Below are 20,157 nucleotides of genomic sequence, written 5' to 3'. Positions count from 1 at the left end.
ACGAACGCACGTGAGGAGCCAGAAATGCACAGCGAACGGTTCGAACGTCGCGAAACGAGCCTGCGAGTCTCGGTACAGGAGAGTTCGTGTCTGTCGAGCGTCCTCCTCAGAGACGTCGGGTCGTTCTCGCGGTGCGACGGCTCCGGTGAACGCCCGAATCAGAAAACGACTCGCTCCGCTCATCGCGGCGTCGCGCACTCGACCACCCCCCGACTCGAACAACTGACCAACTCTCCGTACATACTAAGCCGCTTTTATGTTGAGTATAGATGAATATCTGCTAAGTGAGTTAATTCCACTACTATAGTATCGGTTTTTTCGACTAGCTATGTGTATACGCACAACCCCAATCCTCACACCACCTAATGGGGAAGTATGCACACAGAAGCAGAACTCAACGACGAATTCGAACCCGTGGACGCCGACGAATGCACCGAGATGCGACTGGCCGCCGAAGTGGGGTACACGGTGGAGGCGCTCTCGACGCACTTCGAGTTCGACGAGGACACCGTCCGACACCACCTCAACGGACGCTGCTCGCACTACTGAATCGCGTCGTCGCTCTACGCGGGCGGACGGGGAATAGGGTACAGTGGGGAATCGGCGGGGGAAAAGCCGGCAGAACTGCGGACGGATGTCGCCGGGGAGCGACTCAGTCCGTCGTCACGGCCGTCGGGTCGGACCCCGACGACGCGTTTTCGCGGCTCATCTGAACGCCGACGAGCAGTGCCGCCCAGCCGACGCCGAGGACGAGAAACCAGATGGCGGTAGTGAGACTTGACGGGATGGGGAAGTTCATCTGGACGCCGAACTGCGCGCCGCCGGCGACGAGGAGAACGTGGAGGAGCGACCAGCGAGAACGAGATTCGCGCAGGTTGCTCCGGGAGAACGACAGTCTGACGACGGCCCCGGAGAGGAGGGACGTGCGGTCGAACACGCCGAGTGTCGGGACAGGTATGTCAAATATCTGCGCGAATCAGTTCGAGGAGCGACGGCTCGGGACCGGCGGGACGGACGCACCGACGCACATCGCGCGGTCAGTCGAGTTCGAATTCGAACTCGACGCCCGCCTCGCTCACCCGCACCAGTCCGCCTTCGTAGGCGAAGGTGACCGTCATGGTCGTGTTCGACGCGATCAGGAGCGCTTCAAGGGCCTCCGGGTCGACCACCTCCGACACCGGTCGGAGGTCAAACACGCCGCAGTCGTTCGCCTCCGCGACTCGCGAGACGATCTCGTGTAACAGTCGTTCGCGAGGTGGTTCGTTGGTCGGAACTGCGTTAGAATCGGCTGTCGTGGTATCGTTGCTCATTATTTCCCCTCTTCGACTGCATCTGCGACGTTCGCTTCGGCGTCACCGCGCTGCTGTCGTGGGTTGGACGATGATACCCAGTAGCAAATAATTGAGGGTAGAGCCACTCGATCGGCAGTTCTCCGACAGAATCGACGAAACGACCGCCGTGGCGGCGTCGAATCGCATCCGTGTGAGAGGCCGGGCGAGTCGGCGGTTCGCGGCGTCAGTCGTTCATGCGCGCCTTGTCGAACGGGTACGGCGGGAGTCGGAGTTCGTCGAGACCGGGGAGGTGCTTGACGTTGTAGACGACTTTCATCTCGTCGGAGACGGGTCCGCCCATACAGGAGAGGCGGATGTCGCTGTCGAGCATGGTCGAGGGGAGGATGTGGTCGCCGGGCGTGTCCATCTCGCCCTCGAAGACGGCGACGGCGCAGTTCGCGCACGCGCCGCCTCGACAGGCGTACGGCCACGCGAACCCGCGATTCTCGGCCGCTTCGAGGAGCGACTCCCGCGGGAGTGCGAGGAACTGCCCGTAGTCCTCGTGGGCGAGGCCCGCGTCGGCCGCCTTCTCGAAGAGGTCGTCGTCGCCGAGGTCCCAGCCGTGGTCGTCGAGCACCTCGTAGTTGAGATACTCGACCCGCGACCCCTCCTGTTCGGTCTCCTCGTCCTCGCCGGCGTCGGAGTCGTCGACGCCGGCGGAGTCGGGGCCGGGGGCGGTCGCGGCGTCGTCCGGAATGGGGTCCGGGACGTCGCCGGCCATGATCTGCTCGTAGGCGGTCCGAACCCGGTGAAACTCGCTCGCCGACCCGCCCTGGTCCGGATGAACTTCGATGACTCGACGCCGGTAGGCCCGGTCGACCTCCGCGTCGTCCGCGTCCGGCCCGACTCCGAGAACGTCGAACGGAGAATCCACGTTCGGCGGTAAGGAACGGCCACGTAAATCATCTCCTCTCCCGGAAACTCATCGGCGGCGCGTCGGGCGTCCGACGCGCGTTCGACGACCGGCGGACGAATCGACGGGAGCGGCGCTCAAATTCTCAAAACGGGGAATCGACGGCGTAACTATAACCGTCCCCATCGTGCAGTGGCGAGCAGTATCCGAGGCTACACCGTGTCACGAAACCCTCCAGACGGAGACGACGCCGGACTCGAAACCGTCGACGACAGCGCGGAGAACCGGACGCCGAATCGGACGGCGGACGAAGGACGAGCGACCCGCTTCGACGACCGGGACGAGGCCGTCGACCCGACGGCGTTCGTCGACGGAGTCGTCGAAACCGCGTTGTCTGACCCCGTGAGCGCGGGCGATACCGTCGGAGACCTGCTGGTCATCGTCCGCGACTGCGGGGACGAGGCCCGACGGGCCGCCGGGGAGGCGTTGGACCTCCTCGGTCTCCTCCGCCCCGTGGAGTTCGAGGTGTGGGCCGACGACATCGCGGCGTGCGCCGCCGCCGACGCCGAGTCGCTCTCGTTCGTCGGCATGCGCGCCCTCGCACAACTCGCCGCCGTCCATCCCGCGGCGGCGAGGAAGGGTCTCGACGCCGCCGTGCGCCGGTTGGAGACGCCGCACGTGCCGACCCGGCGGGCCGCGTTGGCCGTCGTCGGCGAAGTCGGCGAGGCGTTCCCCGAAGCCGTCGCCCGGACCGACAGGCAGGTGACGGCGGCGATGCGCGACGGCGACGCGACGGTGCGACTCGCGGGCGTGATGGCGGCCGGGAAACTGCTCGGCGCCGAACCCCGGCGGTTCCCGCGGACGGTGACGGCGCTTCCCGAGGCCCTGTCGGACGACGACGGGGACGTGTGGACGTACGCGCACGTCTCGCTCGTCCACTTCGCCCGCGAACACCCCTCGCAGGTGCCCGAGAGGCGCCGCGTCGTCGAGCGACTGGCCGACGTTTCCGACGCGGAACTGGGCGTGCGCGAGGGGTCGACGAAGGACGCGCTGACGGGACTACTCGCGTACGAACCCGGTTTCGACCTCTGAGAATCGGGTCGGCCCCCGACCCTCTTCCGGCGAACGTTCAAGTACGGGAGCGGCGCCAACGTCCCCGTGTCACGACCCTCGACGCCGTTCTCGCACCTCGCGCGAGCGGCCTACTGTCCCCGGCAACTGTACTACGCCGAGAAGTACGACGACCACGCGCCGCCGCCGGAGGTCGAGGCGGTTCGGGAACTGGCGTTCCGGTACGACGAACTACTGAGGGCCGACGACGACGAACTCGACGCGCGTCCCGTCGTGGTTCCGCCCGACACCTACCGCGAGAACCTCGGCCGCCTGACCGAACGCGACGACTGGGCGGAGTTGGCGGCGCCGACCGGTCGGGAGGTGTTCCTCCGCGGGCGCGACTGCCACGGCGTCGCACACAAGGTGCTCGGCGGCGACCCGCCGACGCCGACGCTCGTGTCCCCCGGTGACCCGCCCGAACGCGGCGTCTGGGAGCCTCAGCGCGTCCGGGCCGTCGCCGTCGCCAAGGCGCTGGCGTGGGAGCGGGAGCGCGAGATTCCGCGCGCGCTGGTCGAGTATCCGGCCCACGGCGTCGTCCGGGCGGTCCGGGTCACGACGCGGAACGCGGGCGCCTACCGGCGGACGCTGTGGACGGTCAGACGAACGGAGGGCGTCCCGCCCCGCGTCCGCGACTCGAAGAAGTGCGCCGCCTGCGAGTACCGGACGACCTGCGGGACGAAGACGCGGTCGCTGAAGACGCTGCTGGGGTTGTGAGTCTCCGTACCGCCCCTACTCGACGGTCGGCGGCGCGCCCGCCTCCTCGGTCAGCCACGCCGCCACCTCGTCGGCCATCGCGCCGCGGCGGTGTATCACGTTCCGACCGGGGTCGACGACGGTGCTCTCGGTGCCGCCGGGCGTCTCGCCGGCGTCGAGGACCGCGCCGACGCGCTTTCGGAGCGCCGGGTCCAGTTCGGCGGGCGTCCGGATGCTCGGGGCACCGCTCCGGTTCGCGCTGGTCGCCGTCACGGGTCGGCCGGCGCGGCGGTAGAACTCGAGCGTGGTCTCGTAGTCGGGGACGCGGACGCCGACGCGCGCTCGGCCGGCCGTGAGCGCGTCCGGGAGATCAGGACCGCGTTCGACGACGACGGTGACGGGACCGGGGAGAAACCGCTCCATGAACCGGGTCTCGAACGGCGTCGGGCGGGCGTACTCGCGGGCGGCGGCCACGTCGGGGACGCCGACCGAGAGCGGCTTGGTTCGGTCGCGTCCCTTCAGTTCGAACACGCGTTCGACGGCGTCGGCGTCCGTCGCGTCCGCGCCGAGGCCGTAGACCGTCTCCGTCGGATAGACGACGGCTTCGCCCGCGCGGACGGCCGCCGCGGCCGCGTCTATCGAGTCGTCGAGGTTCGACATCGTTCGTCAATCGGGAGACGGCGCGGAAGTAAGAGGGTGCCGGAGCGGGACGGAGAGTCGTCCGGAACGCGCCGGACGGTCGTGCGGCGGGGTTACGCGTGCTCTTCGACGGCGTCGGCGACTTCCTCGTAGTCGGGGAAGTCGGGCCACTCGCTCGCGACCCACGCGTACTCCACGGTGCGGTCCTCGTCGAGGAGGAAGACGGCCGGGCGGTGCTCGGTGACGCCCGTCATGCCGTCGAGGGGGTTCTCGATGCCGTATCCGTCGGCGACGCCCGCGGCGGGGTCCGAGTAGAGACAGACGGAGTCCTCGATACCGCGTTCCGCGAGGAGCGTCTTGTGCTCGTACGGCGAGGAGATGGAGACGCCGACGGTGGTCACACGGTCGACGACGCCGTGGTCGCGGAGGTTGTTCCAGACGTACGTCGCGGGGAACGCGCCGTCCATCGGGTGGAAGACGAGCAGCACCGGCCCCTCGTCGGTGAGTTCCGAGAGGGCGACGTCCTCCCAGTACTCCGGACCGACGAGCGGACGGGTGAAGTCGGGTGCGGTGTCGCCGGCCTCGGGGTGGTCCGAGTCGGGTAGGTCGACGACGTCGAAGTCGACCATCAAGCCGCACCTCCCTCGGCGGCCCCGGAGCCGTCTCCGTAGGTGTCCCGCAGGTAGTCGACGATGTTGGCGGACTCGGACATCGTCACGCCCGTCTCGTCGTCGACGATGGCCGGGACGGTCCGCTTGCCCGAGATGCGCTTGACGACGTTCCGGTCGGAGTGCATCGGTTCGACGAAGCGCGACTCGTAGGCGATATCCAGTTCGTCCAGTACGTGGACGACCCGTTCGCAGAAGGGACACGCCTGCAGTCGATACAGCGTAATCGCCGGTTCGTCGACTGTCATACCCGTCGATACGGCCGTCCGGTCCCTAAGCGCTTCGCCCCCGGAACGCCCCGCCGCGAGCGCTGAAATCCGACGAGACGGACGTTCGGACGGAAGAGGGAGGGCAACTCTTAATTCCGGGGCCGGACAAGTGGACGTATTTGCATGGGTTTGTCGTCGCTCGTACCATCTATCGCTGCTCAGCACCGCCCTTGGGCGGGTTCGGCAGCCCCCGTTCAGACCGCCAGTCCGATGAGTAACGCGACCTCCGTCGCGGCCGGCGTCCTGCAGTTGCCGGCCGTCTCGGTGGACAACACCACGATTACTATCGGGGGCGCCATCGCCATCGTCCTGCTCATCGGCTTCTCGGCGTTCTTCTCCTCCTCGGAGATAGCCATGTTCTCGCTCGCCAAGCACCGCGTCGACTCGCTAGTCGAACGGGGCGTGCCGGGAGCGAAGGCTGTGAGCGACCTCAAATCCGACCCGCACAGGCTGCTCATCACCATCCTCGTCGGGAACAACATCGTCAACATCGCGATGTCCTCCATCGCGACGGCCGTCGTCAGCATCTACTTCGAGGCGGGCCCGGCGGTGCTCATCTCGACGTTCGGCATCACGACGCTCGTGTTGCTGTTCGGCGAGAGCGCGCCGAAGTCCTACGCCGTCGAGAACACCGAGTCGTGGTCGCTCCGCATCGCGCGACCGCTGAAGTACTCCGAGTACGTGCTGTTCCCGCTTGTCATCTTCTTCGACTACCTGACGCGCGTCATCAACAAGGTGACCGGCGGCCGGTCGTCCATCGAGACGTCCTACATCACGCGCGACGAGATTCAGGACCTCATCCAGACCGGCGAGCGCGAGGGCGTCATCGAGGAGGAGGAACGCGAGATGCTCGACCGCATCTTCCGCTTCAACAACACCATCGCCAAGGAGGTGATGACGCCGCGTCTCGACATGACCGCCGTCTCGAAGGACGCGACGCTCGACGAGGCCATCGAGACCTGCATCCAGTCGGACCACGAACGCGTCCCGGTGTACGACGGCAACCTCGACAACGTCATCGGCATCGTCAACATCCGCGACCTCGTCCGCGAGCAGTTCTACGGCGAGGGCGGCGGCAAACTGGCCGACATCGTCCAACCGACGCTGCACGTCCCCGAGTCGAAGAACGTCGACGAACTGCTGACGGAGATACAGGACAACCGCCTCCAGATGGTCATCGTCATCGACGAGTTCGGGACGACCGAGGGCCTTCTCACCCTCGAGGACATGGTCGAGGAGATCGTCGGCGACATCCTCGAATCCGACGAGGAGGAGGCGTTCGAGTTCGTCAACGACCAGGAGACGCTCGTCCGCGGCGAGGTGAACATCGACGAGGTGAACGAGGTGCTCGAACTCGACCTGCCCGAGGGCGAGGAGTTCGAGACGCTCGCCGGGTTCATCTTCAACCGCGCCGGCCGCCTGGTCGAGGAGGGCGAGGAGATAGAGTTCGAGGGCGTCACCATCCGCATCGAGCAGGTGGACAACACGCGCATCATGAAGGCGCGCATCACCGTCGACGAGTCCTACGACCCGCAGGTCGAAGAGGAGTCCGAGGCCGAGGAGATAGAGACCGAGTAGCCGTTACAGCCCGAACGCGAGGGCCAACGCGGTGAACACGCCGTACGAGAGCCCGAACGCGAGGGCCAGCGACCCGGCCCACGCGAGCACCGTTTTCACCATCTTCTCGCGGCTGACGCCCGCGCCGCCGGCGGCGAACCCGCTGCCGACGATGGCGCTGACGATTATCTCGTTGAACGACACCGGAATCCCGAGTGCGACGGCCACCTGCGCGATGGCGAAGGAGGGAATCATCGCCGCGATGGACCGCCGGGGGCCGAGCGAGGAGTAGTCCTGCGCGAGCGCCTTTATCATCCGCGGCGCGCCGGTCCACGATCCGACGAGGAGGCCGATACCGCCGCCCGCGAGGAGCGCCGGGAGCGGGATGGTGACCTCGTTGAGCAGGGGGACGAGCGGACCGATGGCGAGGCCGACCTGACTCCCGCCCGCCGAGAAGGCGACGAGGCCGCCGAGCACGAGCAGGAACCGGCGCTGACCGGCCGCCTCGTCGCGGTACATCTCGCGGGCGACGACGCCGGCGGAGAGGAGGGTGACGAGGAGCGTCACGGCGACGATGCCGACCGGGACCCCGCCGACGTCGACGGTCGGCAGCGCCCGGGCCACGTAGTCCGAGAACGACCCGGCGTCGGCGCCGTCGGCCGCGAGGAGGGCGAAGTCGATGTTAGCGACGATGGCGCCGACGATACCCCCGAGCACCGGGACGGCGACCCGTTCGGGCACCGACTCGTTGCGGAGGAGGCGCGCGGTACCGTACGCCGCGCCGCCGCCGAGGAACGGCGTGAGCACCCACAGGGAGACGATCTGCTGGTATTTGTCCCACGCGGGCGCGCCGCCGTTGGCGAGGCCGACGCCGACGACGGCGCCGGTGACGGTGAACGCGGTGGCGATGGGGTAGCCGGCGAACACGCCGAGGGCGACGAGGCCGGCGGCGACGATGAGCGCGACGGTGGCGGCGCTCGCGGTCAGCACGTTACCGACGACGAGGTCGTTGCCGACGGCCTGCGTGACGTTCGCGCCCTGCAGGAAGGCGCCGGCGAACCCGAGGAGGCCGACGACGAACCCCGCGCGCATGACCGAGATGGCGTTCGCGCCGACGGCTGGGGCGAACGGCGTGGACCCCGAGGACCCGGCCCCGATGGCCCACGCCATGAACAGACTCGCAAGTCCCGCGACGACGAGCGTCGCGAGCGTTCCGATAGCAGCCATTGGCTCGCTACTTCCCCCGGTATCCCTCGTCGAATCCTTCGCGCATCCCCATGACCGTCCGGCGGACGAAGAGATATCCGAAGAAGACAAACAGGAGGATGAAGACGACGAACCCGACGAAAATCGGCTCCGAGAGGACGAGCTCGACGGCGTCGTCGAGGAGACTCTGCAAGGGACGGGAGAACATGGGCGGGCCTTTCATGGGCGGAGGTAAAGCCGTTTCGCCGTCCCTCCGGGTCGTAGGGGAGGGGAAGACTCATGACAACGCACCTAAAACCGAGCGACGACGTGGCCGACATCCTACCCTCCCGATTCGACGCGTCCTCCGACGACAAGGAGCCGCGCGTCGTCGGACTCGACGGCGAGGAGACCTCGGAGGTGCTCTCGGCCATCTCCTCGGAGACGGCTCGGACCGTCCTCTCGTCGCTCCACGAGGAGCCCGCGACGCCCTCCGAGATGGCCGACCGAGTCGACACCTCCATCCAGAACGCCCAGTATCACCTCGGGAGGCTGGAAGACGCCGGCCTCATCGAACCCGGCGGAACGGCCTACTCGGAGAAGGGACGGGAGATGACCGTCTACGCGCCCGCCGACCGCGCGCTGGTCGTCGTCGCCGGGAAGGAGGAGGACGCGAGCGGCCTCCGGTCGGTGCTCTCGCGACTGCTCGGCGGCCTCGGCGTCGTCGCCCTCGGCAGCGTCGTCGTCGACCGACTGACGCGGACGGCCGCGGGGCCGACCGTCTCGCTGGCCGGGGAGGCAGACGAGGGCGGGGCGGCGACCGGCGGGTCCGCGTCGGGCGGGGCCGCGCCGGGTGCTCCCTCGGGGTCGACGGCGGCGGAAGCGACATCCACGGACGCCGGAGGCGGCGGGTTCGGCATCGCGGAGGCGCCGTCGACGACCGGCGGGGAGGCGACGAGCGCGGAGACTGCGACGCGGGCGGCGGAAGCGACGCGCGCCGCGGGCACGCACGCCGCCGAGACGACCCGGACGGCGCTGGAGACGGCGGCCGCTCCCGGAACCGACGGCACTCTCGGCGTCGCCGCGCTGTCGACGCTGGCGCCCGCGGAACTGTTCTTCCTCGGCGGTATCGTGACGCTCGCCTGCGCGACGGCGTACTGGTGGGTCAGCCGCTGAGCGAGAGCGAGCGGGATGGGGGCCGCCTCCGACGGACCGTCGGGGTCACTCCTCTGACGGCGGTATCGTGAACGTCTCGAAGACGTCGCTCTCGACGGTGACGAGTCGGCCGGAGACGCCGCCGTCCGTCATGGGTTCGAGTTCCGCGTGCGCGGCGCGGTGCCCGCGCGGTTGCGCGTGGCTCCCCGGGTTCAGGAGCGTCACCGCACCCGTCGCGTCGAGCGTGGGCCGGTGGCTGTGGCCGAACAGGACCACGTCGGCGTCGCGTTCGCGGCCGAACATCGAGAGCGCCGTCGGTCCGCCGCGGCGCGTGTGCGTCGCCGCGAACGTCAGCCCCGCGAAGGTGAGGTTCCGCGCCTCAGGCAGTCGGCTCCGTATCTCGGCGTCGTCGTTGTTGCCGTACACGCCGAGAAGTCGCGAGGATTCCGACTCGAAGGCGTCGAGGACGGGTTCGCGCATGAAGTCGCCGAGGTGGACGACGAGTTCGGCCTCGCGGACGGCGTCCAGCGTCCGACCGGTGAGCCGATGCGAGTCCGCGCTGTGGGTGTCGGAGACGACGGTCAGCATCGGTTCCGGCTACGAATCGGGGGGATAGGAACGTTCCGTTCGACCGCTTCGCCGTTCGGCGGCCGCCGCGAGAGGAGAGAGCCGGGAGACCCACGTGGGAATGTTCTTACGCGAGACGCATGAGGTAGAAGTATGGCAGGAAGCAGAGGCGTCGTCATCGCGGCCCTCGTCGCGAACGGCGCCATCGCGGTTCTGAAGTTTCTCGGATATCTCCTGACGCAGAGTCCCTCGATGCTGTCGGAGACGTACCACTCCATCTCCGATACGGGCAATCAGGTGTTTCTCCTCGTCGGCATCCGGTACAGCGGCAAGGAGGCGAGCCGAGCGCACCCGTTCGGCTACGGGAAGGCACAGTTCTTCTACTCGTTTCTCGTCTCGGTGCTGCTGTTCGGCATCGCCGGGTGGGAGTCGCTGAAGCACGGCTACGACGCCATCCTGCACGGCAGTCACGCCGCCGCCGGACTGGTGTCGTTCGCGGGCTATCAGTTCCCCGCCTGGTACGTCAACGTCGTCGTCCTCGTCGCGGCCATCGGCTTCGAGACGTACGCGTTCAAGAAGGCCGCCGTCGAACTCCGAACGCAGATCCGCGAGTACGAGTGGAGCGGCATCGCGGAAGCGTTCAAGAAGACGAGCGACGTGACGACGCTCACGGCGTTCACCGAGGACGCCATCGCCCTCGCGGGCGCGGCCATCGCACTCGTCGGCGTCGTCCTCACGCAGGTCACGGGTAACTACATCTACGACGCCGTCTCCGCCGCGTTCATCGGCGTTCTCCTCATGGGGTTCGCCGTCGCCCTCGCGTGGGAGAACAAACGGCTCCTTCTCGGCGAGAGTCTCCCGAAGGACGCCGAGGACCGACTCCGCGACGTCGTTCGGAACCACCCCGGCGTCGTTCACGTCGACAACTTCCGGACCGTCCACGTCGGCCCGGAGAAGGTGCTCGTCAACGCCGACATCAGCTTCGAGTCCGACCTCGACACCGATGATCTGGACGCGGACATTACACAGATAGAAGAGAAGCTGAAGGCCGAGGACGGCCGGGTGAGGTTCGTCTATATCGAACCGGAGATCTGAACGGGTCGCACGAACGCGCTTTCTACGCCGACATCGCCGTCTCGATTCGCTCGACGGCCTCGGCCACGTCGTCGGCGGATACGCCGAGGTGCGTACAGAAGCGCGTCAGATGCTCGCCGTGCGCGCCGCCGCGAACGCCCGCCTCCTCGCAGATATCGACGAACTCCGCGGCGGTGAGGTCAGCCTCCTCGGAGAACACCTGCACGATGTTCGTGTCGGGGTCGGGCGCGCGGAGGCCCTCGACGCCGTCGAGTCCCGCCGCGAGTCGCGCCGCGTTCTCGTGGTCCTCGGTCAGTCGCTCGACGTTGTCGAGGGCGCGGAGGCCCGGCGCCGCTATTATCCCGGCCTGCCGCATCCCGCCGCCGAGCAGTTTGCGGACGCGGCGGGCGCGTTCGACGTACTCCTCGCTCCCGGCGAGCATCGACCCCACGGGCGCGCCGAGGCCCTTCGAGAGGCAGAACATCACCGAGTCGACGTCGCGGGTCATCCGCTCCGGGTCGACGTCGAGGGCGACGCAGGCGTTGAACAGACGGGCGCCGTCGAGGTGGACCGGGACGCCGAGTTCGTGCGCCGCCCCGGCCGCGGCGTCGATAGCGTCGGGGGGAGCGGCGACGCCGCCGCGCGCGTTGTGCGTGTTTTCGAGGGCGAGGAGACCGGTACCAGCCTTGTGGAGGTCCTCGGCGACGAAGTTCTCGCGGACCTGTTCGGGCGTCGGGACGGCCGACTCGCCCGAGTCGCCGGACCGCGTCCGGGTGCCCGCCGAGGTTCCCTCGGCGGCGTCGAACGTGCGGACCTGCAGGCCGGACAACTGGGCGAGGCCGCCGAGTTCCCACTTGTAGACGTGCGCTTGCTCGTCGAGGAGTACCTCCTGCCCGCGGTCGGCGTGGACGCGGGCGGCTATCTGGTTGCCCATCGTCCCCGTCGGGACGTAGAGGGCGGCCTCCATCCCCACTCGCTCCGCCGCCGCGGCTTCGAGTTCGTTCACCGTCGGGTCGTCGCCGTACACGTCGTCGCCGACGGGGGCGTCCCGCGCCGCCTCCCGCATCGCCGCCGAGGGGCGCGTCACCGTGTCGCTGCGAAGGTCGATAGCCATGGGAGACGGTGTCGGGCGCCGGAGTTATAGGCGGTGGTCGCGGCGGTCCGTGCGCCGACGGCGCGCAGAGGCGCGCCTCGAAGCGACGGACGACGGCGGAAAGGGGGCCGTTCGGTCGCGGTTCACCCGAGGATGAACTTCGCGACGCGGTTGTCGGCCAGGTCGAGTTTTTCGAGGTAGGCGTCGAGGCCCAGGATGCGGCCCGCGCCGAACGTCGCGAGGGTGACGAACAGCACGAGGCCGAACAGGTCACCGTTGACGAGGCCGTGCGCCCAGTCGGCGTTCCCCAGGTAGAAGAACACCATCAGCAGGGCCCCGAAGAACGAGGCCAGTCGGACGAGACCGCCGACGATCAGTCCGAGGCCGATGAGGAACTCCCCGGCGGGAATCGCGACGTTCGTGAACGCCATCAGCCACGGGGTCGCCGCGGCCCACGCGAGGAAGCCGTGGATGGGGCTACCGGTCGTGCTCATCAGGTAGCCGCTGGCGTCGAACGCCTCGCCCGAGACGAAGGCGAACTTGGTCCACCCGGCGTGGAGGAACCAGTAGCCGGTGACGAGTCGGAGAGCGACCAGCCAGTAGCCGGCGATGGTACCCTGCAGGTCGAACTCGAGGACGTCCTCGAAGGCGGTTCGGGTGGTGGTGGTGGGAGTGCTCATAGTGATTTTACCTCTTACAGTTGTACACTCTCCCGGAGATATCATATAAAGAGAGCGTGGTTCTCGGTTCCTCAGAAACGGCTCGTGGGCGGCGCTGAAGTCCTTGTTCGACTGATTCGGTGCGCGAACGATTCGGGCGGCGAACGCCGGTACCGGTGCGAAAGCGGTTTCACCCCGACGCGACACCTCGTGGTATGGACCCACGCATCCGGGAACACGCCCAGACCATCGCCGAGCACTCGACGGGCATCGAGTCCGGCGACAACGTCGTCGTCGCGGCGCCCGCCGCCGCCGAGGAGTTGGTCGTCGCCCTCCACGAGGAGTGCGCCGAACGCGGCGCGAACCCCGTCTACACGAGCAGCAGTTCCCGCGCCTCCCGCGCGTTCCTCCGGAACCGCGAGGGCGACTTCGAGACGCCGGAGCACCTCCTCGCCATGTACGAGGAGATGGACGTGTACATCGCCGTCCGCGGCGACGCGAACGCCTCGGAGACGGCGGACGTCGACCCCGAAACGAACGCCGCCTACCGCCGCGCGATGCAACCCGTCCTGCAGGAACGCCTCTCGAAGACGTGGTGTCTCACGCAGTTTCCCACGCCGGGCAACGCTCAACTCGCCGGTATGAGCACCGACGGCTACCAGAACTTCGTCTGGGACGCCGTCAGCCTCGACTGGGACGAGCAGTACGAGCACCAACAGCGGATGGTCGAGATTCTGAACGACGCCGAGGAGGTGCGCATCGCCGCGGGCGAGGAGACGGACGTGACGATGAGCGTCGCGGGCAACACCGCGATAAACGACAAGGGCGAGAAGAACCTCCCCGGCGGCGAGGTGTTCACCGCGCCCGTGCGGGACAGCGTCGAGGGGGAGGTGCACTTCGACATGCCGCTGTACCGACAGGGCCGCGAAATCGAGGACGTCCGCGTCCGCTTCGAGGACGGCCGCGTCGAGTCCCACAGCGCCGGGCGCAACGAGGAGGTGCTCGACGGCGTGTTCGACACCGACGAGGGCGCGCGCTACCTCGGCGAACTCGGCATCGGGATGAACCGCGCCATCGACACGTTCACGTACAACATGCTGTTCGACGAGAAGATGGGCGACACCGTCCACATGGCCGTCGGGTCGGCGTACCCGGACACGGTGGGCGAGGAGAACGAGGTGAACCAGAGCGCCGAACACGTCGATATGATTCTTGACATGTCCGAGGACTCCGTCATCGAGGTGGACGGCGACGTCGTCCAGCGGAACGGCACGTTCGTCTTCGAGGACGACTTCGAGTAACCGTCTCGGGAGGCTTTTGGTCCAGCTTTTGCGAGCGAGGACGCAGTCCGAGCGAGCAAAAGGTGGGACGGCACGTTCGTCTTCGAGGACGGCTTCGAGTGAGTTCGACTCTCTCGGCCTCTCTTCGACCGGACGGGGCGTCTCGCGTGTTCTCCCAGCCCCATTGAGAGACGTTCACATCCACCGGTCGATTTATGTGGGTCGGTTCGTGAAACGTTAGCTATGCCGAAGGTACTCTGTACCGAGTGCGGTCGGGACGTGGGGATGCACGAACTGGAGGCGAAGACGACGACGCGACACGGTGGGTTCGACACGCGGTATCGCTGTCCGTACTGCCGGACGGACATCGACGAGGTGGCGAGTCGGTTCGTCTGAGCGGTCGCTCGGGGGAAGGGGTCCTCGGAGGATGGTCGAGCAGTCGAACGGCGACGCGGCGATTACTCGTCGACGTCGAGGTCGAACTGCTGGTTCTCGACGACGGCGTTGAGAACGACGCTCGTGTTGGACTCGCGGATGTCTTCGTCCGTCAACAGCGCCTTTATCTGATTGTTCATGCCGTCGGTGTCGGTGAACTTGCCGACCGCGATGATGTCGTAATCGCCCGTGACCTCGTAGACGGAGACCATCTGTTTCTGCTCGCGTAGTCGGTCGGTTATCTCCGGGAGTGCGCTCCCCTCAACCTTCAGTTGGACGATGGCGGTGACGTCGTAGCCGAGTGCGTCGTAGTTCACTCGGGGGGTGTACCCCTCGATGACGCCTTGGTCTTCTAAGTCGCGAAGGTGGTTGGAGACGGTCGTGACCGACACGTCGAGCTCCTCAGCGAGGCTTCGGAGGCTCGCGCGCCCGTCTCCCAGCAGAGCGTTGATGAGTTTTGCGTCGAGGTTTTCGTACGTCATCACAGCGACCCACTCACTCGGGGCATTAGAATTTTACGAATATCCAGTTCTAGGCCGGGCACTCGCGAGTTGCGCTAAGCGATAACGTCATAAAGATGGACGTTGACGAAAGTCGTGTCCAGTAAGATGACGGACGATAACGCGAACACGACTGTGGCAACGGACGGCGGACTCTCGACGAAAGCACAAGCTGTCGTCGACGAGATAGAGTCCAGCGACGTGGACTTCCTCCGCCTCCAGTTCACCGATATCCTCGGTACCGTAAAGAACGTGGCTATTCCCGCCACGCAGGCCGAGAAGGCATTTGCCGAGGGAATCTACTTCGACGGTTCTTCTATCGAAGGCTTCGTGCGCATCCAGGAATCCGACATGCGCCTCAAGCCCGACCCGGATACCTTCGCCATTCTCCCCTGGCGCGACGGTCGATCCGCGCGCCTCATCTGCGACGTCATAGACACCAGCACGGGCGAACCGTTCGTCGGTGACCCGCGCTACGTGCTGAAAGACGCCCTCGACCGCGCCGAGGAGATGGGCTACACGGTCAACGTCGCCCCCGAACCCGAGTTCTTCCTCTTCGAGGAGGACGAGGACGGCCGCGCGACGACGAACACGAACGACGCCGGCGGCTACTTCGACCTCGCGCCGAAGGACCTCGCCTCCGACGTCCGACGCGACATCATCTACGGCCTCGAGCAGATGGACTTCGAGATAGAGGCCAGCCACCACGAGGTCGCCGAGGGCCAACACGAGATCAACTTCACGTACGACGACGCGCTCACGACGGCCGACAACGTGGGGACGTTCCGGACGGTCGTCCGCGCCATCGCGGCCCAACACGACCTGCACGCGACGTTCATGCCCAAGCCCATCGCTCGCATCAACGGCTCCGGCATGCACACGCACATCTCGCTGTTCGACGAGGACGGCGAGAACGCGTTCCACGACGAGGACGACGAGTTCAACCTCTCGGAGACGGCCCACTCCTTCCTCGCGGGCGTCCTCAACCACGCTCCCGCCATCACCGCCATCTCGAACCCGACGGTGAACTCCTACAAACGCCTCGTCCCCGGTTACGAGGCGCCGGTCTACGTCGCGTGGTCCGACCGCAACCGCTCGGCGCTCATCCGGAAGCCGGCCGCGCGCGTCCCGGCCGCCAGTCGTATCGAGGCCCGCTTCCCCGACCCGTCGTGTAACGCGTATCTCGCGTTCGCCGCGCTCATCCACGCCGGCCTCGACGGCGTCGAGCAGGACCTCGAAGCGCCGGACCCGGTCCGCGAGAACATCTACGACTTCGACGAGGGGAAGCGCGAAGAGTACGGCATCGACACGCTGCCCTCGAATCTCGGCGAGGCGCTCGAGGCCCTCGAAGAGGACGAGGTCATCCAGGACGCTCTCGGCGAGCACATCTACGAGAAGTTCCACGAGGCGAAGTCCTACGAGTACGACGAGTTCCGCGTCGACGTCTCCCAGTGGGAACTCGACCAGTACCTCGAGACGTTCTGACGCGACGGACCCGCACGAAGCGAGTCGAACCGCCGCGATTCGGTTTTTTCCGCGTTCACTCGAACAGCGACGCCGCCGCGACGGGGAGCGACAGTAGCGCCGCGCCGCCGACGGCGCCCGCCCCCGCAAGGGCGAGCGACTGCACCGGCAGTTCCGCAACGGCGGCCATCCCGACCAGCGGCACCGGGACGGAGAGGGCGCCGACGACGAGCGACCGGGGGGAGACGGCATCGCCTATCGACCGCGCGGCGTCGCCGATGGACGCCCACGTCGCCGCGCCGCCGGCCGCCGTCCCGACGGCGAGGAGCACCTCCCGCTCCACCGGGTTCGCGGCGGCGGCGGCCGCGGCGAGAGTACCGCCGACGAGGAAGCAGGTGACCACGGCGCGGTTCGAGGGGGTGGACGGACGACGGAGGCCGGGTCCGGCGGCGGCGGCGGCCGCCACGAAGAGGCCGCCGACGGCGACGCCCGCGATTACGTCCGCGAGGTAGTGGACGCCGAGGACGACGCGCGAGACGGCGACGACGGCGACGACGGCGGTAGCGACGCCGAGGCGGACGCGACGTCGGCCCGCGTCCGCCAGAAGCGCCGCGCCGCCCCAGAACACCGTCGTCCCGATTGCGTGTCCGCTGGGGAACCCGTACCCCGTCTCGGCCGCGCCCGGCGGGCGGGGGAGCGCGAAGAACGCCTTGAGACCGACGGTGAGTCCGACCGCCCCGAGTCCGAGGGCGAGGACGAACGCCGAGGACGGACGCGCGATGCCGGCCCGGTCGCCGACGACGTAGGCGAACGAGACGGTGAACAGGCAGACCCACGGGTTGCCGAGGTGGGTGAGAACGGAGAATGACGTTACGAGCGCGTCCGGCAGCGACGCCGCGGCGGCGAGTTCGCCCGCGCCTCGGGCGGCGAGCGGAAGGGGAGCGGCGGCCGCGGCGGCGGTCGGTGGTCCGGTCATCGGTCGCGGCGGGTCGGGGTCAGGACCGCCGGTCGCGGATCCAGTCGATGAGTCGGCCGGGGACGCCGAGCGCCCCGAGTCCGGCGCCGAACACGACGAAGATGACGTAGAGACCGAGCGTCGAGAGGTACGTGACGAGCATAGCAACGACGGCGAGCAGGTCGTCCTGGATGAGGAAGAACGCCGCGATGGTCACGGCGGTGCCGTACAGCAGCACGAGGTACGGCCCCCATCCGCGCGCCTTGCTCTGCCGCATCCGGTTGCGCACGTAGCGCTTGAGTTCGGACTCCACGTCGGGGCGTTCGACCGTCCGCTCCTGTACGTCCGACTCGAACGAGTCGAGGTCCGCGCGGAGTTCCTCGACGCGGTCCTCGAGTTGTTCGATGTCGGGCGCGCCGCGGGGGTCGACGTCCGCCTCGCCCGACTCGTCTACGGGTTCGTCGTCCACGCTCATCGTTCGGTGTGTCTGTCGGGCGGGCCTGTGTTGTACCTGCCGGTCCGATGTGCCGCCGTCGCTCGGTCCGGGCGATACCCGGTCGGCGAGGACGGCGTTCACCACCGCGCCCGTGAGGACGAGGATGCCCGAGAAATAGAACCACGTCACGAGCAGCAGGATGGCGCCGAGAGCGCCCGCGACGGACCCGCTCGCGGTGGCGGCGTAGGTTCCGAAGGCGACGCCGAGGACGACCCAGCCGACAGCGGCGAAGATGGTGCCGGGGAGCGCCTCGCGCGGCGAGAGACCGGAGTCCGGGAAGACGTAGTAGAGCGGGAAGAACGCCGCGGCGAGCAGTCCGAGCAGCAGGAACGGGCTCAGGAAGTCGATAAACGGAACGTCGAGAATCGCGATGACGACGGTGAGGAGTCCGACGCCGAGAGTTCCGGCGCCGAGTGAGCCGAGCGCGACGATGCCGTCTCTGAGTTGGTCGACGATGCCGCCGGCCTCGGAGCCATAGATGCGCGAGAAGGCGATGTCCAAGCCTCTGAAGAGCTTCAGCGCCCCCCAGAGGGTGACGCCGAGGCTCACAACCGAAAGCGCCCCCTGTCCGGTCGGGTCGCCGAGGGCGTTCCCGACGATGTCGGACCCCGACGGGAGAAGGTACTGCTGAGCCAGCGCCATCACCTGCTGTCGGAGCGCCTCGCCGCCGACGAACGACGCGACGAGGAGACCGAGGGTGAGGAGGGGGACGAGGGAGACGAGCGTGTAATAAGAGATGCTCGCCGCCAGGAACGTCACCTCCCGCTCTTGGACGGTCGTGGCTACCGAGCGAATCACGGGAATAGGGTTCCGAGTCCGAACGCTCACGAACCTACTTCGGAGGAGACGCACAAGAAGCTACTTGCCTCCGAGAGCGCTCGGACGGCGTTTTCGGCCGCAGTCGACCGGTTTCGTCCGATTTCAGCGTCGGTCGACGGTACTTACCCGTCGCCGTCGGTCGTCGCCTCGCGCATCTCCGCGATGCTCGCGTCCGTCTTGAACGCCGTCCCCGAGTAGTGCGCCCGCGTCGCCTCGTAGCCCGCCGCGCGGAGTTCGCCGAGGAACTCGTCCATCCCCGTCGCCGAGCGGTTCCACAGTTTGCACAGTCGGTGTTGGTCGTAGTGCGTCGGGCGGTCGAACTCCTCGGCGACGGTGTCGAGCATCGACCGGGCGCGCTTGGCCTCGCCCATCTCCTCGGTGACGTGCTCGCGAACCGACTCGACGAACGCCGGTTCGCAGATGGGACCGAGGTAGAGCGGTCCGGCGACGAGCGTCCGCGAACTCCCGCAGGCGGGGCACGCCTCGGGCGGGTGGGCGATGAGTCCGAACTCGTGGTCGCGTTCGAGGCAGTCCTCGCAGTGGTAGACGTGGCCCAGTTCTTCGAGCAGTTCGTCGGCCTTCGTCGCCCGCGCGTCGAGTTCGAGGTACGCCCGCGCGTAGTGGCGGGTCACGTGCGAGAGGACGGGCACCGCCGCCTTGTCGTAGCGCGCGGCGGTGCGGACCATCGCCGAGAGGAGGACGCGCAGGCCCATCTCGGGGTGGTAGTCGGTGTTCTGCGGGAGCGTCGAGTACTTGCGGATGCCGGAGTTCTGGTGCGCGCCGCAGAGCGGCGCGGTGTCTGTCGCGGTGACGCAGACTAAGTCGCGCGTGCTGGCGAACGCCGCGTCCGCGAACGGAACGGGCGTGCCGAACGGGTCCAAATCGACGACGTCGAACACCGACTCGTGCATGAGGGCGTTGGCGTTTCTGTGAACGGCCTCGCCGTCGAGGCCGTTGCGCGCGAGATTCTCGCGGGCGAGTTCGACGGCGTCCTCGTCGAGGTCCGCGCAGGTCACGTCGAACCCCTCGGCGGCGGCGCGGACGCCCCGGATGCCGCTGGCGGCCATCGCGTCCAGATACGACGACGCCCGGTCGTCCCGTTCGCGGTAGGCGCGAAGCGTCGCCACCGTCACGTCGCGGTTGAGTTCCTGCGTCGGGTTGTAGAACACGTCGTCGCCGGCCCCCTCCGAGGCGCCGTCGCGGGCGCCGGGCACCTCGACCGTGAGGCCTCCCTCGCGTACGTCCATATCCCGAGGAGCGACCCCCGCGGCGAAAAGCGATGCGATGCGGGCGGCGGAGGTGGACGGCGGCGAACGGCGCCGGCGGGCGGCGGCCGCCGTGCCATCGGTGGC

General features: G+C 67.9%; 24 protein-coding genes. 9 read left to right on the top strand and 15 right to left on the bottom strand.

Annotation, left to right across the window (positions count from 1 at the left end; all coding sequences use genetic code 11):
• The first annotated feature begins 375 nt into the window (after positions 1 to 375).
• Positions 376 to 549, top strand: a complete 174-nt coding sequence (locus C474_RS22365) for a hypothetical protein (protein WP_160166833.1) — start codon at positions 376 to 378, stop codon at positions 547 to 549.
• A gap of 103 nt (positions 550 to 652) precedes the next feature.
• On the opposite strand, the gene C474_RS11250 is transcribed toward C474_RS22365, so the two are convergent.
• The 3 genes from C474_RS11250 to fer form a co-directional block, all read right to left on the bottom strand.
• Positions 653 to 937 (bottom strand): hypothetical protein, encoded by a 285-nt coding sequence (locus C474_RS11250; RefSeq protein ID WP_008386859.1) that lies wholly within the window; start codon positions 935 to 937, stop codon positions 653 to 655.
• 100 nt (positions 938 to 1,037) lie between these two features.
• On the bottom strand, positions 1,038 to 1,310 hold the full coding sequence (locus C474_RS11245; protein WP_008386857.1) for a HalOD1 output domain-containing protein: 273 nt from the start codon (positions 1,308 to 1,310) through the stop codon (positions 1,038 to 1,040).
• A 205-nt stretch (positions 1,311 to 1,515) separates the two neighbouring features.
• Positions 1,516 to 2,205 (bottom strand): ferredoxin Fer, encoded by a 690-nt coding sequence (gene fer, locus C474_RS23330; protein WP_008386855.1) that lies wholly within the window; start codon positions 2,203 to 2,205, stop codon positions 1,516 to 1,518.
• Between the two features lie 198 nt (positions 2,206 to 2,403).
• On the opposite strand from fer, the gene C474_RS11235 reads away from it, so the two are divergent.
• The gene (locus C474_RS11235; protein WP_049916932.1) at positions 2,404 to 3,276 is read left to right on the top strand and encodes a hypothetical protein; all 873 of its coding nucleotides are present in this window, start codon (positions 2,404 to 2,406) and stop codon (positions 3,274 to 3,276) included.
• Between the two features lie 66 nt (positions 3,277 to 3,342).
• Positions 3,343 to 4,011 carry a CRISPR-associated protein Cas4 gene (locus C474_RS11230; RefSeq protein WP_008386851.1) on the top strand — a complete coding sequence of 223 codons (669 nt, stop codon included), beginning with the start codon at positions 3,343 to 3,345 and terminating at the stop codon, positions 4,009 to 4,011.
• A 15-nt stretch (positions 4,012 to 4,026) separates the two neighbouring features.
• Here C474_RS11230 and C474_RS11225 read toward each other — a convergent pair whose 3' ends face one another.
• The 3 genes from C474_RS11225 to C474_RS11215 all read right to left on the bottom strand — a co-directional run bounded on the left by C474_RS11225 (position 4,027) and on the right by C474_RS11215 (position 5,545).
• Positions 4,027 to 4,650: an L-threonylcarbamoyladenylate synthase gene (locus C474_RS11225; protein WP_008386849.1), complete on the bottom strand. Its 624-nt coding sequence runs from the start codon at positions 4,648 to 4,650 to the stop codon at positions 4,027 to 4,029.
• Between the two features lie 92 nt (positions 4,651 to 4,742).
• Positions 4,743 to 5,258: a redoxin domain-containing protein gene (locus C474_RS11220; protein ID WP_008386847.1), complete on the bottom strand. Its 516-nt coding sequence runs from the start codon at positions 5,256 to 5,258 to the stop codon at positions 4,743 to 4,745.
• The gene (locus C474_RS11215) at positions 5,258 to 5,545 is read right to left on the bottom strand and encodes a glutathione S-transferase N-terminal domain-containing protein (protein WP_008386845.1); all 288 of its coding nucleotides are present in this window, start codon (positions 5,543 to 5,545) and stop codon (positions 5,258 to 5,260) included. Before C474_RS11215 ends, C474_RS11220 begins: the two co-directional genes overlap by 1 nt.
• A gap of 231 nt (positions 5,546 to 5,776) precedes the next feature.
• Between C474_RS11215 and C474_RS11210 the strand changes: the two genes are divergently transcribed.
• Entirely contained in the window at positions 5,777 to 7,144 is a 1,368-nt protein-coding gene (locus C474_RS11210) for a hemolysin family protein (protein ID WP_008386843.1), read from the top strand.
• Positions 7,145 to 7,147: 3 nt separating this feature from the next.
• On the opposite strand, the gene C474_RS11205 is transcribed toward C474_RS11210, so the two are convergent.
• On the bottom strand, positions 7,148 to 8,350 hold the full coding sequence (locus tag C474_RS11205; protein ID WP_008386841.1) for an inorganic phosphate transporter: 1,203 nt from the start codon (positions 8,348 to 8,350) through the stop codon (positions 7,148 to 7,150).
• Between the two features lie 7 nt (positions 8,351 to 8,357).
• A complete protein-coding gene (locus C474_RS11200) occupies positions 8,358 to 8,537 on the bottom strand; it encodes a DUF7859 family protein (RefSeq protein WP_049916926.1) in 180 nt (59 codons plus the stop codon).
• Between the two features lie 71 nt (positions 8,538 to 8,608).
• Here C474_RS11200 and C474_RS11195 point away from each other — a divergent pair, with 71 nt between their 5' ends.
• Positions 8,609 to 9,484, top strand: coding sequence for an ArsR/SmtB family transcription factor (locus C474_RS11195; RefSeq protein ID WP_008386838.1), 876 nt, complete (start codon positions 8,609 to 8,611; stop codon positions 9,482 to 9,484).
• A 45-nt stretch (positions 9,485 to 9,529) separates the two neighbouring features.
• On the opposite strand, the gene C474_RS11190 is transcribed toward C474_RS11195, so the two are convergent.
• Positions 9,530 to 10,051 (bottom strand): metallophosphoesterase, encoded by a 522-nt coding sequence (locus C474_RS11190; protein ID WP_008386837.1) that lies wholly within the window; start codon positions 10,049 to 10,051, stop codon positions 9,530 to 9,532.
• A gap of 132 nt (positions 10,052 to 10,183) precedes the next feature.
• Between C474_RS11190 and C474_RS11185 the strand changes: the two genes are divergently transcribed.
• Positions 10,184 to 11,125, top strand: coding sequence for a cation diffusion facilitator family transporter (locus C474_RS11185; RefSeq protein WP_008386835.1), 942 nt, complete (start codon positions 10,184 to 10,186; stop codon positions 11,123 to 11,125).
• Positions 11,126 to 11,147: 22 nt separating this feature from the next.
• On the opposite strand, the gene C474_RS11180 is transcribed toward C474_RS11185, so the two are convergent.
• Together C474_RS11180 and C474_RS11175 are read right to left on the bottom strand one after the other, a co-directional pair.
• Positions 11,148 to 12,218, bottom strand: a complete 1,071-nt coding sequence (locus C474_RS11180; RefSeq protein ID WP_008386834.1) for a threonine aldolase family protein — start codon at positions 12,216 to 12,218, stop codon at positions 11,148 to 11,150.
• A gap of 122 nt (positions 12,219 to 12,340) precedes the next feature.
• Positions 12,341 to 12,877, bottom strand: coding sequence for a DoxX family protein (locus C474_RS11175; RefSeq protein ID WP_008386832.1), 537 nt, complete (start codon positions 12,875 to 12,877; stop codon positions 12,341 to 12,343).
• Positions 12,878 to 13,071: 194 nt separating this feature from the next.
• Here C474_RS11175 and C474_RS11170 point away from each other — a divergent pair, with 194 nt between their 5' ends.
• Positions 13,072 to 14,157: an aminopeptidase gene (locus C474_RS11170; RefSeq protein WP_008386830.1), complete on the top strand. Its 1,086-nt coding sequence runs from the start codon at positions 13,072 to 13,074 to the stop codon at positions 14,155 to 14,157.
• A 222-nt stretch (positions 14,158 to 14,379) separates the two neighbouring features.
• Positions 14,380 to 14,532, top strand: a complete 153-nt coding sequence (locus C474_RS22360) for a hypothetical protein (protein ID WP_008386827.1) — start codon at positions 14,380 to 14,382, stop codon at positions 14,530 to 14,532.
• Positions 14,533 to 14,594: 62 nt separating this feature from the next.
• On the opposite strand, the gene lrp is transcribed toward C474_RS22360, so the two are convergent.
• Complete coding sequence (lrp, locus tag C474_RS11165; protein ID WP_008386826.1) at positions 14,595 to 15,053, bottom strand: HTH-type transcriptional regulator Lrp; 459 nt, start codon at positions 15,051 to 15,053, stop codon at positions 14,595 to 14,597.
• A gap of 126 nt (positions 15,054 to 15,179) precedes the next feature.
• Here lrp and glnA point away from each other — a divergent pair, with 126 nt between their 5' ends.
• A complete protein-coding gene (glnA, locus tag C474_RS11160; protein WP_008386824.1) occupies positions 15,180 to 16,556 on the top strand; it encodes a type I glutamate--ammonia ligase in 1,377 nt (458 codons plus the stop codon).
• A gap of 55 nt (positions 16,557 to 16,611) precedes the next feature.
• Here the strand turns inward: glnA and C474_RS11155 are convergent, their stop codons facing one another.
• The 3 genes from C474_RS11155 to C474_RS11145 all read right to left on the bottom strand — a co-directional run bounded on the left by C474_RS11155 (position 16,612) and on the right by C474_RS11145 (position 20,052).
• Complete coding sequence (locus C474_RS11155) at positions 16,612 to 17,511, bottom strand: phosphatase PAP2 family protein (RefSeq protein ID WP_008386823.1); 900 nt, start codon at positions 17,509 to 17,511, stop codon at positions 16,612 to 16,614.
• Positions 17,512 to 17,530: 19 nt separating this feature from the next.
• Positions 17,531 to 18,814, bottom strand: coding sequence for a YihY/virulence factor BrkB family protein (locus tag C474_RS11150; RefSeq protein ID WP_049916925.1), 1,284 nt, complete (start codon positions 18,812 to 18,814; stop codon positions 17,531 to 17,533).
• Positions 18,815 to 18,927: 113 nt separating this feature from the next.
• Complete coding sequence (locus C474_RS11145; RefSeq protein ID WP_008386819.1) at positions 18,928 to 20,052, bottom strand: tRNA (guanine(26)-N(2))-dimethyltransferase; 1,125 nt, start codon at positions 20,050 to 20,052, stop codon at positions 18,928 to 18,930.
• Positions 20,053 to 20,157: the final 105 nt, after the last annotated feature.

The organism is Halogeometricum pallidum JCM 14848 (genome assembly GCF_000337095.1).
Lineage (GTDB): Archaea > Halobacteriota > Halobacteria > Halobacteriales > Haloferacaceae > Halogeometricum > Halogeometricum pallidum.
This window is presented reverse-complemented; position numbering and strand designations above follow the sequence as displayed.

Coding starts and splice junctions, on each gene's coding strand:
- C474_RS22365 (WP_160166833.1), top strand. CDS start 376: ATGCACACAGAAGCAGAACTCAACGACGAATTCGAACCCGTGGACGCC.
- C474_RS11245 (WP_008386857.1), bottom strand. CDS start 1,310: ATGAGCAACGATACCACGACAGCCGATTCTAACGCAGTTCCGACCAAC.
- C474_RS11225 (WP_008386849.1), bottom strand. CDS start 4,650: ATGTCGAACCTCGACGACTCGATAGACGCGGCCGCGGCGGCCGTCCGC.
- C474_RS11220 (WP_008386847.1), bottom strand. CDS start 5,258: ATGGTCGACTTCGACGTCGTCGACCTACCCGACTCGGACCACCCCGAG.
- C474_RS11215 (WP_008386845.1), bottom strand. CDS start 5,545: ATGACAGTCGACGAACCGGCGATTACGCTGTATCGACTGCAGGCGTGT.
- C474_RS11210 (WP_008386843.1), top strand. CDS start 5,777: ATGAGTAACGCGACCTCCGTCGCGGCCGGCGTCCTGCAGTTGCCGGCC.
- C474_RS11205 (WP_008386841.1), bottom strand. CDS start 8,350: ATGGCTGCTATCGGAACGCTCGCGACGCTCGTCGTCGCGGGACTTGCG.
- C474_RS11200 (WP_049916926.1), bottom strand. CDS start 8,537: ATGTTCTCCCGTCCCTTGCAGAGTCTCCTCGACGACGCCGTCGAGCTC.
- C474_RS11195 (WP_008386838.1), top strand. CDS start 8,609: ATGACAACGCACCTAAAACCGAGCGACGACGTGGCCGACATCCTACCC.
- C474_RS11190 (WP_008386837.1), bottom strand. CDS start 10,051: ATGCTGACCGTCGTCTCCGACACCCACAGCGCGGACTCGCATCGGCTC.
- C474_RS11185 (WP_008386835.1), top strand. CDS start 10,184: ATGGCAGGAAGCAGAGGCGTCGTCATCGCGGCCCTCGTCGCGAACGGC.
- C474_RS11180 (WP_008386834.1), bottom strand. CDS start 12,218: ATGGCTATCGACCTTCGCAGCGACACGGTGACGCGCCCCTCGGCGGCG.
- C474_RS11175 (WP_008386832.1), bottom strand. CDS start 12,877: ATGAGCACTCCCACCACCACCACCCGAACCGCCTTCGAGGACGTCCTC.
- C474_RS11170 (WP_008386830.1), top strand. CDS start 13,072: ATGGACCCACGCATCCGGGAACACGCCCAGACCATCGCCGAGCACTCG.
- C474_RS22360 (WP_008386827.1), top strand. CDS start 14,380: ATGCCGAAGGTACTCTGTACCGAGTGCGGTCGGGACGTGGGGATGCAC.
- lrp (WP_008386826.1), bottom strand. CDS start 15,053: ATGACGTACGAAAACCTCGACGCAAAACTCATCAACGCTCTGCTGGGA.
- glnA (WP_008386824.1), top strand. CDS start 15,180: ATGACGGACGATAACGCGAACACGACTGTGGCAACGGACGGCGGACTC.
- C474_RS11155 (WP_008386823.1), bottom strand. CDS start 17,511: ATGACCGGACCACCGACCGCCGCCGCGGCCGCCGCTCCCCTTCCGCTC.
- C474_RS11145 (WP_008386819.1), bottom strand. CDS start 20,052: ATGGACGTACGCGAGGGAGGCCTCACGGTCGAGGTGCCCGGCGCCCGC.